A 16,240-nucleotide genomic window follows, 5' to 3' on the forward strand; every position below is an offset into this window, starting at 1 on the left:
TTGTGGGGCAAAGTCCTCCTCCTTACAACGGCCAGACCACTATGATTGATCTAATGGTGCACGGCATTGAAGATAAATATGAACTTCAATTCATCCGAATGGCATTCAGCGATTCTGTTTCGGAAGCGGGAAAATTTCGGTTGGGAAAAGTATGGCACTTATTGTCTCTCATAGTTAAAACTTGGAGGGCTTTGGGAATTCGCCGGAACAAGTATCTGTATTATCCACCGGGATCCGCGAACCTGCTTCCGATTATCCGGGACATCATTTTCCTCCTTCTGGTCCGCCCTTTCTGCAAAGGCTTGGTTTTGCAGTTTCATTCCGGCGGATTGGGAAATTATGCCGATAGGCATCCGGTTATCGGTTTTTTCATGCGTTTGGCTTACGGACGTATGAATGCTGGTATAGTGCAGGGCGAGTCATGTCCGGATGATCCATCGGCGTTTAAGGCCCGGGAACGGTTTGTTGTTCCTCACGGTATGGATATTCGTGGCGTTGGAGCAGTCGGAGTCCCAGAGGAAAAGGAACGGGAGTTAAGGATCCTGTTTGTCGGTATTCATACAACAGACAAAGGGGTGTTTACGCTGGCTGAAACGGCAAAAATCCTGAAGAAACGTAATGTCGCTTTTAAAATAGCCATGGTCGGCCGTTGGTATACCGAGTCTGAAGAATTAAAATTCCTACAGTATGTCGAGCAGTATGACTTAAATAATGAAATATCTATGAAAGGTGTTCTCGTTAATGATGAACTGTGGGCGATGTATGAATGGGCTGACATATTCTTCTTTCCTACATTTGGAGAGACATTCGGTTTGGTTCAATTAGAGGCTATGGCCCATGGTTTGCCAGTTGTTGCGTCTGAGTGTTCCGGCCCGATGGACGTTATAGCGGATGGGGAAACCGGCTTTTTATGTGGCATTGATCAGCCGACTGAGTTTGCGGATAAACTGGCATTGCTGTATCAGCAACCGAAATTAATTAGGCGTTTGGGAGCGAAGGCTAAAGAGCGTTACAATGAATATTACCGGGAAAAGCATTTCAGAGATCGCATCAACGCGGTATTTCAGCATGTATTAGCGAGAGACTGAAGGTAGAGGACGGGAGGCGGAGGACTTAGGAGAAGGTAAGGGATTTCGGGAGTGATGGAGAATGGGTGTATGTAGTGATGCAAAGTGGGTTGACCTGCCCCCAGACATTGGACAGAACCTAGTGAGAGTCCTGCCGGGTTAGGTTTTCTTTCTCTGGATGCAACGCATCCTCTTCCTCTCCCCCTAGGGGGGGGGGGGGGCTCGCCGCAAACTCTGCCGGCGCCAAATAATTTAACGAACTGTGTGGTTGAACCTGATTATAGTCAGCTCTCCATGCTTCGATGGGTTCCCGTGCTTCAGGGACATTGATGAACCAATGCTCATTCAAACATTCATCCCGAAGTTTGCCATTAAAACTTTCTACATATCCATTCTGCTGAGGTTTGCCGGGTTCAATAAAATCCAAAGGAACATCCATTTCGTATGCCCATTGGTCAAGTACATGGCCTCTGAACTCCGGGCCGTTATCCATGATCAGGCGGCCGGGCTTGCCGCGAAGATCAATCAGACTATCAAGAACACGGACAACCCGTCTCCCGTTAAGAGAAGTATCCGTCTCAATCCAAAGACATTCCCGAGTGTAGTCATCAAGAATATTAAGCATACGTATTTTTCGCCCCTGCACGGTGGCATCATGCACACAGTCCATACTCCATCGTTCATTCGCCCTGATAGGTGCCGAAGGCTTCTCCTTGCGCTTATAAGCCGTTTTACACTTTTTGCGTTTAGGAACCTGCAAGCCTTCTTCCCGATAGATCGGTTCGATTCGCTTATGGTTATCAAGCCATCTATCCCGCCGAAGCAGTACGATCAGCCGTCGGTAGCCCCAGCGTTTGCGTTCCCTGGCTTTTTCTCTCAAGGCAGCCCTGAGACGGGGATCATTCTTTGGGACCGAGAGCTTCTTGCAAGGCTAAGCAGCCCGCAGATATGCGAACGGCTGACCGAATACTTTCATGAGCATAGTCAGCCATCTCGCGCTTGGCTGGGGGCGTTACCACTTTTTTGAGTTAACGTCCTTCAGAATCTGGATGTCCAGGGCCTGCTCAGCCACAAGCCGCTTCAGTCTTGAGTTCTCTTTACGGGTTATTTACCACGGAAAATTCTCATTTAAACCTTTCCAGTTTTATGGGATCAGGTCAGGGTTTGGTGCATGTGTCTTGATGTTGCACTTGCCTTTTAAAATGAGCACATGAATGTACAAAAATACAGGTATGAGGTATCGAGAAAGACGTGTTGAGAAGACGCTTACGGAGCTTTTTCGTCATTGATGAGGCTACTTGCTTTGGCCTTTATTCGCCATATTTGGCTCAAATATGGCGGTATGGGCATGGTATTTCGTTGAATAAGTGTGTGGTTGAGGGTAGTTCTTTCTGTGCAATGACCAAAGACGGATCTATGTACAGGAGCTATGGTTTTCTGGATCAGCTTCAGCGGGCTTCTGTGTCTGTTATGAACAATATTGCAGAGGGTTTTGGACGCGTCAGCAACAAAGATTTTGTCAAGTTTCTGTTTATCTCAAGAGGATCCGTAGGAGAAGTACGGTCAATGCTTTATTTGGCATTGGATATGGCTTATATCACAAATGAACAGTTGGATGATGTTTATGTTCTGTGTGTGCGGGAATCCCAATTGTGCTGGGGATTGATTAAGCATCTACAGAAAACGAGCGGATGGAAACCCGGCATACAGATCATGCTCATCTCCTTGATTCCGCAACTGGCCCGGTTTTAACATTTAACGCTTTAACAAGCAGCTTCGCTGCGTCTATCGGAGTTCTTATGATAAATTTTCTGGTTAAATGGGCAAAGTGGTTTGTTCCGATCCTCGGAAGCATTCTGCTTTTTGGGTTCGTGCATGTGTTTCAGCAGGTCGGCGGATTCATTTTTCCGGGCTGGAGCATGGCGGTTTTCGGATTGTTTTTCGGGGTAACATTGCTGGGTTATCTGCTGCAGCTGAATGTACTGAACCGTATCGGCGGGATTGCCGTGGTGTTCCTGGCGGTCGTGATTGTGGCCGGAACCTTGTTGCCGAAGCAGACGATTCAGTCTTATCCGGAAAGAACGTCGCAGAAAGTTTCTGAAGATTTTGATGCGGCATGGAAAGCCATCTACGGAAAAAATCTGTTTGAGGAGTTCAGCCTGCATAACAATCTGATGGCGTATCTGGATAGTCTGGCTGATTTTGATGTGCATCGTGCCGGTCAGATCGGACTTTTTTTCCTCTTCGGCATCGCACTGGGCATCTGTTTTCTTTTTCCGGTTGACCCTATTCATCGGCCGGAATTTCTGGGCCGTATTCTGCTGCTGTTGCTGTGTGGCTTTCTGTGGGCCCTGCAGACGGAACTGCTTCAGTCGTTATCGCCGACGCGGGATGTTACCTTTATTGGTTTTCTGGAAAGCCTGATCGGGGTATCGGGCGGGGTGGTTCTGTTTGCGCTGTTTGATGTTGCGTATGTGAGTCGTAAAAAGGCGCTGGAAGACCGGCGGTTTAATATTCTCGGGGTCGGTATTGATGCGGTGAATATGCAGGATTGCCTAGAACTCTTTGAGGAAATTATTGGGAAGGACATAAATTTGGAGTGCGGTAGCTTGATACCGCTTTCAGATACAGCCGAAAGCAGTTTCCTCTACCCGAGTCAGGAGGAAACGGGGACATTAGAGTTGCCCGATGGGCAACAGTTTGAAGTTGGCAGTCAGGAGTCGGGTGCTAAAACTTCAAACCCCAAACCCCAAACTCCAAACTACTTGAAGTTATCATCCGGTCTGCAGACCAAACTGCCTGCCATGACGACGGCGATGGGGGTAGCGGGGATTGTGGAATCGCGGCGTCGTCAGAAATTACAACGGATTCTGAATGAATCGGTGTTGAATACGCCGGACGGCATGCCGTTGGTTTGGCTGGGTAAGCTGTATGGGCAGCGCCGGATTGAGCGGGTCTATGGTCCTGATTTGCTGCGCGATGCCTGTGCGTATGGCGAGGATAAAGGCTGGCGTCATTATTTCTGGGGGGCTGCGCCGGGGATCGTGGAAAAACTGAAAGAGGTGCTGGAGATCAAACATCCGAAGATTGAAATCGCCGGCATCTGCTGTCCGCCATTCCGCCCGCTGACAAAAGAGGAAGAGGACGCATTAGTTGAAGAGGTGAATGCTTCGAATACGGATATTTTCTGGATTGGGATCAGCACGCCGAAGCAGCTCTATTTTATGGATCATATCCGCGATCGACTGAAGTGTAAAATTATCTGCCCGGTAGGCTATGCGTTTGATGTGAATGCCGGAGTGGAAAAGGATGCGCCGGACTGGATTAAATATGCGGGACTGCAGTGGCTGCATCGGGGGATCAAGCAACCGCGTCTGTGGAAGCGGTATCTGCCGGACAATCCCATGTTTATTCTCAAGGTGTTTGCCCAGATGCTGCATCTGAAGCGGTTTCCTATGTTTATGCATGAACGACCGGTGGAGCCCTATCAGGATGCTGAGGGATATGACCGTTTTCCGGCGGGCTGTGTTTCGCTGTCGGCCATGACGATGGAGAGTGCCCGTGACCGGGTGGCCAACTGGGTGGAAACCGGGCAGAAGCATTATGTGAATATCTGTACGGCCGACACCGTGGTGCAGTGTTATGACCGGCCGGATATGGCGAAGATTGTGAAGAATGCCGGTATGGCGACGACCGATGGTATGCCGCTGGTGTGGCTGGCGCGGCATTTCGGTTTTAAGGATGCGACGCGGGTTTACGGACCGGACCTGATGCTGGAGCTGTGCAGATTGAGTGAAGAAAAAGGATACAGCCATTATTTTTACGGGGCGACGGATGAGGTGTTGGCTGAACTTAAAATCAATCTGTTGAAAAAATTTCCAAAACTGAAAATCGCGGGCATGTATTCGCCTCCGTTCCGACCGTTGGAGGAATCGGAAAAAACGGAAGTGGCCGAAAGAATTAATGCGGCAAAACCGGATATCGTTTGGTGCGGGCTGGGTACACCGAAACAGGATTATTGGGTGTCGGAATTCCGGCCAAAATTGAATTGCGCGGCAATTTTAGCTGTGGGGGCCGCGTTTAATTTTCATGCGGGCCACGTGAAGCAGGCGCCGCGCTGGATGATGAAATGCGGACTGGAGTGGCTGTTCCGGCTGGTGACTGAGCCGAAGCGCCTGTGGCGACGGTATATCATTGGCAACCCTCGGTTTGTTTTTCAGACGTTGAAGCAATGGGTTAGGGCAAAACACATCCTGAAGCGGATGGCTTTGAGTGAGTAGGTAAGGTGGTTGGCCGGAGTATAATGGGATGAGGGTGACGGACTGGATTAGGGTATTGCTGGGAGGTGTGGTGAGTAGCATCGCGGCGATATCAAATGCCGAGTATCGGGTATTGGACCGGATGACGCACTTTGAACATATTCCCATTCTTGAGTCCGATGTGCGAACGTATGAGTTCAGTTCGTTTAAACGGATTGCTGAAGCGGCGGATAAAAACAGCTGGCTTTATGAGAGAAACGGCGAGCGCGTGATGTTTCATGATGAAGGGCCGGGATGTGTTACCCGGCTCTGGGTAACAGGGGTTGATGACCAGACGTCTCGGATCAATTTCTATTTTGATGGAGAAAGTGAGGCTTCATTCTCGGTTACTCCTTATGAGTTATACGAATCGGGAATGTTTCCTTATCCCATAGTGGCCGGGCCGAATGAGTCTGCCGGAGGGCGCGTTTCGTATGTGCCGATCCCATACGAAAAGTCGTTGATGATTACCGACGTCGGGGCCGATGCTGTACGCTACTACAATATCACGTATGAAAACTATGCCGAAGGCACGGAGGTTGAAAGCTGGACAGCTGAGACTTCTTATCTGCAACTCGCGGAACAGCTGGCTGCTGTTGGGCGTGACCCTAAGCCTGTAACAGGAAACGAGTATTTAACCGGTAGCGGTGATCTTGCGAATGGTCATGCCCTGTTGCTGTTGGATACGTATGGGAGCGGAGTGGTCCAGAGTGTGGAATTTGATTTCGATGCGGTTCCTGCCGAGGTTCTGAAGTCCTGTACGATCAGTATGGAATTTGATGGGATGAAAACCGTTGATCAAATTCCTCTGGGAGAGTTTTTCGGTTCAGCAGTAGGCGAGGTCGATGTCTTGAGCCAGCCGATCGGTATGCGCACCAATGGAAATTGGTATTGTTACTTCCCGATGCCCTTCTGGGAGTCGGCCAGGATACAGATAACGAATAATTCTGATGTGGCCCTTTCAAATTTTGTTCACGAGGTTGCAGTTAATTCGGATGGACCGGCCAGAGAAACGGCCGGGTATTTTCATGCTAGATATCGTGAGGCGGCTTATTCTGCAGATGCAGATGATCTCGTGCTGTTCGATGAGTCAGGGTGTTCCGGAAAATTTGTCGGTCTGTCTCTGTATATGGAGGGTGAAGGAAACGGGTTCCGCGGCATGCTCTATCTTGAAGGGGATGCGCGGGTTTACGTTGACGGCGCAGAACATCCATTTATTCACGGAACCGGAAATGAAGACTGGTTTAACGGGGCATACTATTACAATGATTATTCTGACAAGGGTGCCAATCAGGCGGAAGAAATCTTCTGTATGCCCTATCATGGGCTTCCTGCTAAATATCACTGCCACGGTGCCGAAAGCTGGACGCAGGCGTATCGTTTCAATATCTCTGATCCGATCAACTGGACGTCCTCGTTGCTGTTCACCATTGAGCATGGTCAGTATCCGGCTTATGAGGGAGGGTATTATTCCTGTGTTACGTACAGCTACCAAAGACCCGGTGCAGCATCATTTCCGATAGCAGTAATTTCCGCAGCGAATGCGTATGATTATTTTTATACCTGTGATGGAGTTCCGGCCACGAATACCGCAAAATTTATTACTCCCCGTGCTGAAGAGAATGCGCCGGAGATCACGTTGGTCGGATACAGTAATGTGACAGCCTCTGCGTTTTCTGTTTCTATTCCTCCGGAGAATGAGGGGGTCATTCTTCAATTGGTATCGGACTTCAGCTCGTCAACGAATACAGCAACGGTCAGTATGGGCGATAGAGTTGTTGGACGATGGTGTCAGTTGGATCTGAATTATACCAATTCACCATTTGGGTGGGGAATTAACGAGGTATTTCTGCCCGTGGAAGTCACCGGAAATAAGAACCGGCTGGACTTATCCATATCTTACTCTGCACCGGCCACCGAATATCGGATTAAGGTTATACCGCTTTCCAATCCATTGGAACCCGGTGCTCTGTATCAGGAGTGGATTCAGCAATTCTCCGGATTGCGGAGTTTTACGAATTATACCGACAATCCTGATGCAGACGCATTTGATAATTTTACTGAGTATGTTTTTGGAGGGAATCCGGAGGGGCATGATCAGCATCTGGATACCATCGGTTCATTCAGGAAAACAGCTGAAGGACTGGTGGAGTTTTCCTATCCTAAGCGAATTGACGAAAATCTGGTTTATTCTGTGCAGATCTGTACCAATCTTGCTTCCGGGAGTTGGAGTATCCATAAACCGCTTTCGACTGATGAAGGTGTTGGAGAGCATGGATTCAGTATGGTGACGAATCAAATGCCGGGAGCGCATCTGGGATTTTTCCGCCTGTTGGTGGAGGAGCGATAATCCGATAAAAGACGCTGTTGTGTTTCTGAATAATGATGAGCCTTGGAATCAAATGATTCCGGGGCTTTTTTGTTTACAGGGTTATTGCATGAAATTAGCGTGTACCGGTGTTTATTAACCGTACAAAGCTGATCCTCCTGTTAAGTGCTGTTGCGCTGTTTGCGGTGTATTTTCTGACGGCGCCGCAGAACCATTCCGAGGCGGAGGATGTGTATGATTTTGCGTGCTGGGTGGAACAGGGGACGTTCGCGGATCAGGCGGGGGTGAACCGGGTGTTGGCGCTTCCAATGTTTGGATGGACATACCGTATCGCGCAACTGGCGGGATATTCGGGGCGCGCGTTTCCGTTTATGATTTTCCTGAACCGAATGCTGGCGGTCGGGTGTGTGGTGCTGTTTTGGAAAATGCTGTGGGCGGCATTTTCCGGCAAAGCGCATGGGGGGGCAGGCGTCAGAGTGGGCAAACAAGCATCGGAAGATGAAGATGTTGAAACCGTCAAACTTCCAACTCCAAACGTCAAGCTCCCAGCAGCCTTGCTGCTGGCTTTCAGTTACGGTTTCTGGCGTTATGCGAACGAGGCGGAAACCTATATTCTTGCGGCTTTCTTAGTGCTTGGGGCCTGGTGCTTTTGTTTAGGGGATAAGGTGTGGTGGTGTATTGCAGTATCGGCCTTGGGCTGCCTGGTACATCTGTTGAATGCCGTTCCGCTGTTGCTGATTATTCCGCTGTATTATCTGCTTTCCAGCGATTGGAAAAAAGCGCTGCTGCACGGTGTCGCCACGGGGCTCCTGGTTTTGGCGGGCTATTTGATCTGTTCGCCGTGGCTGGATTTTTCGGAGCTGGGTGCGCAGCATCATGCGGCGGAGGGCGGGCTGGGGCTGAAGAACGGTCTGCGGGGAATGATTGCTTTCGGGCAATGTGTGCTTTCGGCTAATTTTCTTTTCGGGTTTGAGGAGTTTAGGGAAATGCTGTCGGACTTCTTCCCGTCGCGGATGTTGGGAGAAGAATTTTATATGGCCTCAAAGATGCCGGGGTGGATTCCGGTTGCCGGAGTGGCGACGTTGTCGTTGTTTGCAGTTTGTGGTTTGTGGTTGGGGTGTGAGTGGGCCTTGGGCTTTAGGCGCTGGGCTACGGAAAAGGAGGGGGTTAATCGAGGCTCTGAGATTGAAGCTAAAAAGGGGGATAAGCCGCTACTCGCTAACTCCAAACTTTCTGCTTCAAACCTCAAACCGCTGACTTTGTCAGCGATCGTCTGGTTTTTACTTTATGGGGTGGCGGTGATCCGTACGGAGGCGGGGAGTCCGGAGCTGTGGATTATGGCGCTGATTCCATGCTGGCTTCTGTTTTCATCCCTTCTGCGTGGACGCGTGGGTTGGATTTTAGTCTTTTGTCTGTTCGCTCATAATCTGATTGCAGGGATGCTTCCTGTACGCTCTGAACGATCGGATTATCATGCACAGAAGAGTAAATGGCTGCTGGAACATACGACGCGGGAGGATCTGATCCTGACCAGTTATGAGCCGATCCTTATTTTTTACCTTAATTATTTTGCCGACGCGGAAGTGCGGGTTTCGAGCAGCGATTCCTTTGAAGAGTTGGATGAAAGACTTGGTTTGATAGAAGGCAATGCCTATGCTGTGGATACATTTTTTCAGCCGTTGGAATCGATGAAATGCCGATCACCGGAAATGTATGACCGTATGGTAAAGATCGGGAAGCGGATGCGCGCACGGTTTGAGTTGGTGAAAAAGGATGAATTCGGCGGGATCTATCAATACATGGGAGACAGGGAGAGTAATGAGTAAGATTCTGATAACCGGTGGGGCCGGTTTTGTAGGACGGCATTTTATACAGCGACTGCTGCCGGAAGGGCATGAAATTCATTGCGTTGATCTTCTGGAACCGCTGAGCGGTGCAATCGATCCGAAAGACTGGCCGCTTTTCCAGCCTTTGGAATTCGAGAATTTCCATTTCTATGCGGAGGATTGTCGGGACTGGTTCAAAAATCATCAGGATACAGATTTTGACTATGCCTATCATCTGGCCGCCATGGTGGGCGGACGGGCTATGATTGAAAATAATCCGTTGGCTGTGGCGGACGATCTGTCGATCGACGCGGAATATTGGCAGTGGGCGGCTAAAACAAACCCCGGAAAAACCATTGTTTTCAGCTCCAGTGCGGCGTATCCGGTTCATCTGCAGCGGCCGGATCATTATGTGTTGCTTAAGGAGGATATGATTTCGTTCGACGAGCATCTGGGAATGCCGGATATGACGTATGGCTGGGCGAAACTGACGCATGAATATTGTGCGCGGTTGGCTTATGAGAAGCATGATCTGAAGTCGGTGAGCTACCGCCCGTTTTCCGGGTACGGTGAGGATCAGGATGACACCTATCCGTTTCCCAGCATTTGTAAACGGGTGTTGGAAAACAGAGGGGCACCCGAAATCGGGGTTTGGGGGACGGGCCGTCAGATGCGGGATTTTATTCATATTGACGACTGTGTGACGGGAGTCCTGAAAACCATGGATCAGATCGATGACGGTTCGGCGATCAATCTTTCAACCGGGATATTTACCAGCTTTGTGGATTTTGTAAAAACAGCTTCGGATATTCTGGGTTTTAATCCTGAAGTAAAAGGCACCAGCAATACCCCTGAAGGGGTGTTTGCGCGGGGGGGCGATACGGCCCTGCAGAATAAACTGGGGTTTGAATATTCTCTGTCTTTTCGGGAAGGCATTGAGCGGGCATTGAACTGTTTTTCGAAATGAGTGCGTTGGTCTTAATTATTTTAACCGTACTGACGTTCCTGCTCTACGGCGTGATGGGGCAGGATAAGAGTCTGTTGCTGGGGCCCGTTTTTGTGGTCGGACTGTTTGCGGTGGCGGCGGCGCTGCTGCGGGGTGCCGCGGAGGCATTCCAGCGGAAGGAGGCCGGCGGAGGTGCTGTGAAACTGCCGGTTTCGTCGAGTCTGTGGATCCTTTTCTTCCTGTGGGGCGCGGCGATGGTGCCGGAGGCGCTGATGACCTTTGAGGCCAAAATACGGATGCTGTTTTTCGCAACGGTGATCGGTTCGTTTATGGTCTGGGGGCGGGAGTTTACGGCATTCAAGGACAGTCGTATCATGCTCGGCGGGCTGATTTTTATGGTCATGCTGTTGGCACTTTACGGCATGATTATTCATTTTAAATCGCCGATGTCCATACTCTGGACGGAACGGTATACGGATCATTATCTGACTTCTTCAAAACGGCTGGCTTCGACCTATATCTGTCCGAACCATTTTGCGCATTTGATGCAGATGTTGCTGCCGTTCTGTCTGGCGTTGCTGTTTATTCCCCAGAGCGGGATCTATCTTAAAATTCTGGCGGCGTACAGTTTTGTGGCGATGCTGCCGCCGCTGTTTCTGACGGAGTCGCGGGCGGGCTGGCTGGGCAGTATCGCCGGGGTCGGGGTTGTGCTTTGTCTGATGGCGCTGCGGAAAAGTAAAAAACTGTTTGCGGGTCTGGTGGTTCTGGTTCCGCTCTGTTCGGTGCTGTTGCTTGTTGGGGCATGGCGTTATTCGGAGACCTTCCAGCGGCGCATGGAGCCGGTAGTGGAATTTCTGGAGGGGCAGGCCAGCGGAGGAATCGGCAGTGATTCGCCGGATTTCCGGCCGCAGACCTGGATGGATACGCTGGATATGATCTCGGCGAATCCAATGACCGGATACGGGCCGGGATCCTATCGGTATGCCTATCCGGAATTCAGAAAGCGTTTTAAGGGCAAGAGAATACTGACGGGGCATCCGCATAATGAATATCTGGAACTGGCTTCCGAATTCGGACTTATCGGTTTTGCGTTGTTTGCATTGGCCTGGCTGTGGGGCGGTATCTGGGTACTGGTGAAATCGCTGCGGGCCGAGGAAACGCGCCATGCCTTTATGGGTTTTGCGTTTCTCGGGGCGGTGGCCGGTACGATGGTACATTCATTCTTCGATTTCCAAATGCATGTTTTCCCGAATGCGATGATATTGGCCTTGTTGGCGGCGCTGGCCATAGGGCCGATTGCGGGATCGGACCGCAGATCGAAAAAAGCGCATCGGCGCAGGAAAAAGCGGGCTGAGCACAGTGCTGCGGATGATGGGGCGGAAACCGGGATTGAAGCTTCGGAAAAAAGGCGGGTTCGGCCTGACTGGCTGTGCGGTGTTTTTCAGGGCGCGCTGGCTTTGGGATTTGTGGTATTGGCGATCGCCGCTGTGCCGGTGATGGGATCGGCTTTTTTTAATGCGTCGGGGGCGCAGAAAGTGGAGGGAAAAATTCCGCAGATGCAGTCGCCCGGACAGACTGAAGCCTATTATCAATTGGCGGTGAAATTATCCCCGGATAACTGGCGGGCCTATCGTGGACTGGGCCGCATTGTTCATGAGCGACGGCGGCATTGTCTGGTCCCTGAAGAAAAAACCGCGTTGGCGCAGCAGGAAAAAATGTGGTTTGAAAAGGCGGTGCAGTTTAATCCGAAGGATCCGGAATCGCTTGTTGCACTGGGGCGCACCTTGACATTTCTAAGCCGGTATCGCGGGGTTGGAATGCCGCATAGCAGGCCGCCGGATACCGAACTGGAGTCGAAAGGGTTGAGTTTGATTCAGGAGGCATGTAATTACCGCAAATTTAATGACGAATACTGGTGGATTCTCGGGGTTGAACTGCGGCGGGCGGGAAAATATGACGCTGCGCTCGATGCATTCCGGTATATGGAGACGGTGCGGCGGACCCGGTCGTCCCGTACAAATATCCAATGGTTGGAAAAGCGGCTGCGTAACGGGGACGAACCGGCCCCGGATCCAAGGCCCGTGGACTCGGTAAAGAAAATCGATGTGCAGTCGGTCATTGAACAGTTTTCAACCGCACCCGGTAATACTCAAAAAGATCAGTCGCTTGATGATCTTTTCGAACTGATGGAACAGTAAGTGCTAAAAAACGATCCCGACAAAGAAAGGGCTAGTATTATTTGCTAGTTTGGTGCACGGTTTTCCATATTAAAGGGAGTTCATTTGAAGAGTAGTGTTGTTAATGTCGATTCGGCGGGCGTGAAGCCGGCGAACTATTATCGGCGGGCCATATTCAATGCCATGTCCGTGGCGCTGTCTGATACGCTGGTTGTAGCGGTTTCTGTGATTATCGCGAAGTTGCTGCTGCTTTGGATCAATGGACTTCCTTTCGCACTCGGTCACAGCTATCTGATTATTCCGGTATGGCTGCTTATTGCGATGATTTCACGACTCCTGCCCGGTTGGGGCATCGGCGTGGTGGATGAACTTCGACGAATTCAATGCGCTCTTTTCCTCATGTTTGCGGTGATATTGATTGCCACGTTTTTATCCCAGAAGACATTTGTACAGAGTCGTATTGTCTTCCTGTTCACCTATCTGTTCAGTGCTGTTCTGATTCCGCTGGGACGGGCGGCCATGCGGGGTTTGGTGATTCGTTGCTCAGAGTGGGGGGTTCCGGTTTCCATTTACGGGGACCGCAGATCGGTGGCCACGGTGATTAATGCACTGCGTGCAGAGCCGGGACTGGGCTACATTCCTTCGGCCATATTTTCAGACGAGGTAGCCCAGGGGTCGGTCATCAGCGGGGTTTCGGTTCGGGGGAATTTGCATAACATCACCAGCCGGGCTCCGGTGGCTATCGTGACCACGGGGATGCAACGCTCCAGACATCAGGTCGTTAAAATTCTTGAAGGGCCGCTGGGGTATTACCGCCGGGTTATCCTGATTCCGGACCTCGAAGATGCGCCTTCGCTGTGGGTAACTCCCCGCGATTTGCAGGGAATCCTCGGTTTGGAAATTACGAAAAATCTCCTGAATCCGTTTGCCCGGTTTTTTAAACGGCTAATGGATCTGCTTCTGGTGTTTGGAACAGCGCCGTTGTGGGGGCCGCTGATGTTTGTGCTGTATATGCTGATTTGGCTGGAGGATCGGAAAAATCCGATTTTTCTGCAGGAGCGCGTCGGCCGGACAGGGGGCACATTCAGAACGGTAAAGTTCCGGACGATGGTGCCGAATGCCGAACGGGTACTCGAACGAGCCCTGAAAAAGGATGCGGCGTTGAAGGCGGAGTGGGAGCAGCATTTTAAACTGAAGAGGGATCCGCGGATTACAACGGTCGGAAATTTTCTCCGTAAAACCTCGTTGGATGAAATTCCGCAGTTGCTGAATGTGCTTCGCGGAACGATGTCGCTGGTGGGGCCGCGGCCGTTGCCCAAATACCATTTTGATGAACTGCCCGAACAGGTCCGTTTTCTTCGCGACAAAGTTCAGCCGGGTATTACCGGTCTCTGGCAGGTTTCCGGTCGCAGTGAAGCCGGTACCGCCGGCATGGAAAAATGGGACCCGTATTATGTGCGGAACTGGTCGATCTGGCTTGATGTCGTGATTATCTTCCGCACCTTCAAGGCCGTCTTTAAGCAGGAAGGCGCGTATTAACGGCGGTTAGGTGTTGTGACGGTATGGAAAAAACCGGCAACCAACGTTTAGCTGTTCTGATAATCAATCAGGGTCTGGCGGTAGTCTTCCGGATTGCCGATATCAAAACGCCGACCTTTAATCCGCAACCCCAGAAAGCCCTCTTCCTGTCGCAACCGGTCGAGACACGAAGTCAGCTGAAAAGCTCCACCCTCGCGGACATTGCGGGAAATGTGATCTTCCAGCAGCTGGAAGATGTGCGGGGTGAGAATATACTGCCCGAATATGGCCAGAAAATGGCCTTCGGGGACGCCTTGCGTGTCGAGATGTTTCCGGGCATATTCCACCGACGGTTTTTCCACAAATTCCGTGATTGAAAGCATATCGCAGTCGGATTCCCAGATGCCGGTGGCACAGCCGAAGTGTTTGATTTTTTCTTCGGGGGTTTCCCGCAGACCGACGACGCTGCGGCCGGTTTTTTCATACACTTCAATCAACTGCTGAATGCAGGGTTTGTCCGTTTCCGAAGCAAAGAGGTGGTCGCCCAGCATCAGAATAAACGGCTCATTACCCACCCATTCTCTGGCGGAGTAAACGGCGTGGCCGAAGCCTTCCTGGCCATCCTGAACGATCAACGATACTCTATTGCCAATGTCCATGATGTGCTGCATATAGCGCTGATCTTCCTGCGGCAGTTTCTGCAGGTGCTCGATCGGAAGTCGCTGGTGAAAAAAGTCTTCGAACAGTTCGCGGTCCGACTCCTGAATCACAATGCCGACCTCGTCGATTCCGGCGTTCAGTACCTGTTCCACAATCACCATAATGACCGGTTTGGCGCGGCCGTCGCGATCGATGATCGGGAACATCTCTTTTTTCAGCGTTTTGGAAGAGGGGAAAAGCTGGTCGCCGAAACCGGCTGCGGGGATGAGGGCTTTGCGAAGCTGGTTGACCGAATCAATATCCAGTTTCATACAGGGCATCTGCAGGTCGCGCTCGATAATTTCAATCACGGTGTTCTGCGCGTCGGAATCTTTCACCAGAAACTGCGCGGTGCCGTCCCCCTGAGAGCCGACGCCTTTCCCCCCGAGAATGTGTTTTTGAATGGGTTCATAGTTCAGCAGTTTGTGAAGTACGGGTGACGTCAGCTGGGAAGGACAGGCCGGTTGCAGGTGCTCATCAAATTTCGCCTGGGCTTCGGTCATCAGTTTTCCGACGGTTTCGGCATCTCCCTGCCGGATGGCTTCTGCGGCCCGGGTATTGAGGTCGGAATTAATCGGCCCGAGATATTCCTGAACTTTTTCCTGCATTTCATTTTCAGCAAACGGATAGCACTGGTTCAGTTTGGCGAGAATTTCGACCGTATCCTTGTGGGCTTTCAGGTCCACAATCACATAGTGCAGCGGGGCGGGAACATTCAGTTCTTCCACATCGAGCCGGTCGCCGTCGAACGTCATTTTAATGGGGCGGTTTCCGTAAGCGCATCCCTGGTCGAGCCGGCCGCAGCGCGATGGGGTGGTGATCTCGCCGAGATAGGCATATTCCATTTCTCCGCGCACCGTCATCTTCAGGTCATAAATCCGGTTGAACGCGCGGGCCACGAGTACTGTAATGGCGGCTGATGAGGAGAGTCCTTTCTGAACCGGAAGGTCGGTATGATAGTTGTCAATCTCCAGGCCGCGAACCCGGTAGTGCGTCAGAATCTGATACGCCACGCCGGCGGCATAGCTTGCAAAACCGCCCTTGACCGCCTCGTTCAGCAACGCTTCGCGCTCCATGGGGAGCTCTATGGTTTCCGCGCGGCGGCCGTCTTCAAAACAGGCTTTGAGGATCAGTTTGTCCGGATGCGGTTTGGCTTCGGCATAAAGCCCCTGGTTCGTGCCCACAATCAGTGCGGTGCCTTTTTCGATGTCTGCATTGACGCGGCGGTAACCGCCGGCCCAGTCGGAGTGCTCGCCGAAAAGGCAGATTCTGCCCGGAACAAAAAGTTTCATACTATTCCCCTTACTTAAAGGTGTCCATTTAAGCCATGGTTTTCCAAGGGTTGGAAGTCAAAAGGAGAATGACTATTGGCCGGGGGAT

General features: G+C 51.1%; 9 protein-coding genes and 1 pseudogene. 8 read left to right on the forward strand and 2 right to left on the reverse strand.

Going from position 1 to position 16,240, the window contains the following annotated elements:
• Positions 1 to 41 precede the first annotated feature (41 nt).
• The gene (locus P9H32_RS01730; RefSeq protein WP_322607135.1) at positions 42 to 1,088 is read left to right on the forward strand and encodes a glycosyltransferase family 4 protein; all 1,047 of its coding nucleotides are present in this window, start codon (positions 42 to 44) and stop codon (positions 1,086 to 1,088) included.
• 118 nt (positions 1,089 to 1,206) lie between these two features.
• Here P9H32_RS01730 and P9H32_RS01735 read toward each other — a convergent pair.
• Positions 1,207 to 1,962: pseudogene (locus tag P9H32_RS01735) on the reverse strand (IS3 family transposase); the annotation flags it as partial.
• Positions 1,963 to 2,465: 503 nt separating this feature from the next.
• Here P9H32_RS01735 and P9H32_RS01740 point away from each other — a divergent pair.
• The 7 genes from P9H32_RS01740 (at position 2,466) to P9H32_RS01770 (ending at position 14,182) form a co-directional block, all read left to right on the forward strand.
• Positions 2,466 to 2,819, forward strand: a complete 354-nt coding sequence (locus tag P9H32_RS01740) for a four helix bundle protein (RefSeq protein WP_322607136.1) — start codon at positions 2,466 to 2,468, stop codon at positions 2,817 to 2,819.
• Positions 2,820 to 2,866: 47 nt separating this feature from the next.
• Positions 2,867 to 5,347, forward strand: a complete 2,481-nt coding sequence (locus P9H32_RS01745; protein ID WP_322607137.1) for a WecB/TagA/CpsF family glycosyltransferase — start codon at positions 2,867 to 2,869, stop codon at positions 5,345 to 5,347.
• Between the two features lie 28 nt (positions 5,348 to 5,375).
• Positions 5,376 to 7,715 carry a glycoside hydrolase family 172 protein gene (locus P9H32_RS01750; protein WP_322607138.1) on the forward strand — a complete coding sequence of 780 codons (2,340 nt, stop codon included), beginning with the start codon at positions 5,376 to 5,378 and terminating at the stop codon, positions 7,713 to 7,715.
• 107 nt (positions 7,716 to 7,822) lie between these two features.
• Positions 7,823 to 9,520, forward strand: coding sequence for a hypothetical protein (locus P9H32_RS01755; RefSeq protein WP_322607139.1), 1,698 nt, complete (start codon positions 7,823 to 7,825; stop codon positions 9,518 to 9,520).
• Entirely contained in the window at positions 9,513 to 10,487 is a 975-nt protein-coding gene (locus P9H32_RS01760) for an NAD-dependent epimerase/dehydratase family protein (protein ID WP_322607140.1), read from the forward strand. Before P9H32_RS01755 ends, P9H32_RS01760 begins: the two co-directional genes overlap by 8 nt.
• Complete coding sequence (locus P9H32_RS01765; RefSeq protein ID WP_322607141.1) at positions 10,484 to 12,664, forward strand: O-antigen ligase family protein; 2,181 nt, start codon at positions 10,484 to 10,486, stop codon at positions 12,662 to 12,664. The genes P9H32_RS01760 and P9H32_RS01765 overlap by 4 nt, the downstream gene beginning before the upstream one ends.
• A gap of 84 nt (positions 12,665 to 12,748) precedes the next feature.
• On the forward strand, positions 12,749 to 14,182 hold the full coding sequence (locus tag P9H32_RS01770; protein WP_322607142.1) for an exopolysaccharide biosynthesis polyprenyl glycosylphosphotransferase: 1,434 nt from the start codon (positions 12,749 to 12,751) through the stop codon (positions 14,180 to 14,182).
• Between the two features lie 47 nt (positions 14,183 to 14,229).
• Here the strand turns inward: P9H32_RS01770 and P9H32_RS01775 are convergent, their stop codons facing one another.
• On the reverse strand, positions 14,230 to 16,152 hold the full coding sequence (locus P9H32_RS01775; RefSeq protein ID WP_322607143.1) for a sugar phosphate nucleotidyltransferase: 1,923 nt from the start codon (positions 16,150 to 16,152) through the stop codon (positions 14,230 to 14,232).
• Positions 16,153 to 16,240 lie beyond the last annotated feature (88 nt).

Origin of the sequence: Pontiella agarivorans (assembly GCF_034531395.1) — a bacterium.
In the GTDB taxonomy this organism is placed as follows: Bacteria; Verrucomicrobiota; Kiritimatiellia; order Kiritimatiellales; family Pontiellaceae; genus Pontiella; species Pontiella agarivorans.

Coding starts and splice junctions, on each gene's coding strand:
- P9H32_RS01730 (WP_322607135.1), top strand. CDS start 42: ATGATTGATCTAATGGTGCACGGCATTGAAGATAAATATGAACTTCAA.
- P9H32_RS01740 (WP_322607136.1), top strand. CDS start 2,466: ATGACCAAAGACGGATCTATGTACAGGAGCTATGGTTTTCTGGATCAG.
- P9H32_RS01745 (WP_322607137.1), top strand. CDS start 2,867: ATGATAAATTTTCTGGTTAAATGGGCAAAGTGGTTTGTTCCGATCCTC.
- P9H32_RS01750 (WP_322607138.1), top strand. CDS start 5,376: ATGAGGGTGACGGACTGGATTAGGGTATTGCTGGGAGGTGTGGTGAGT.
- P9H32_RS01760 (WP_322607140.1), top strand. CDS start 9,513: ATGAGTAAGATTCTGATAACCGGTGGGGCCGGTTTTGTAGGACGGCAT.
- P9H32_RS01765 (WP_322607141.1), top strand. CDS start 10,484: ATGAGTGCGTTGGTCTTAATTATTTTAACCGTACTGACGTTCCTGCTC.
- P9H32_RS01775 (WP_322607143.1), bottom strand. CDS start 16,152: ATGAAACTTTTTGTTCCGGGCAGAATCTGCCTTTTCGGCGAGCACTCC.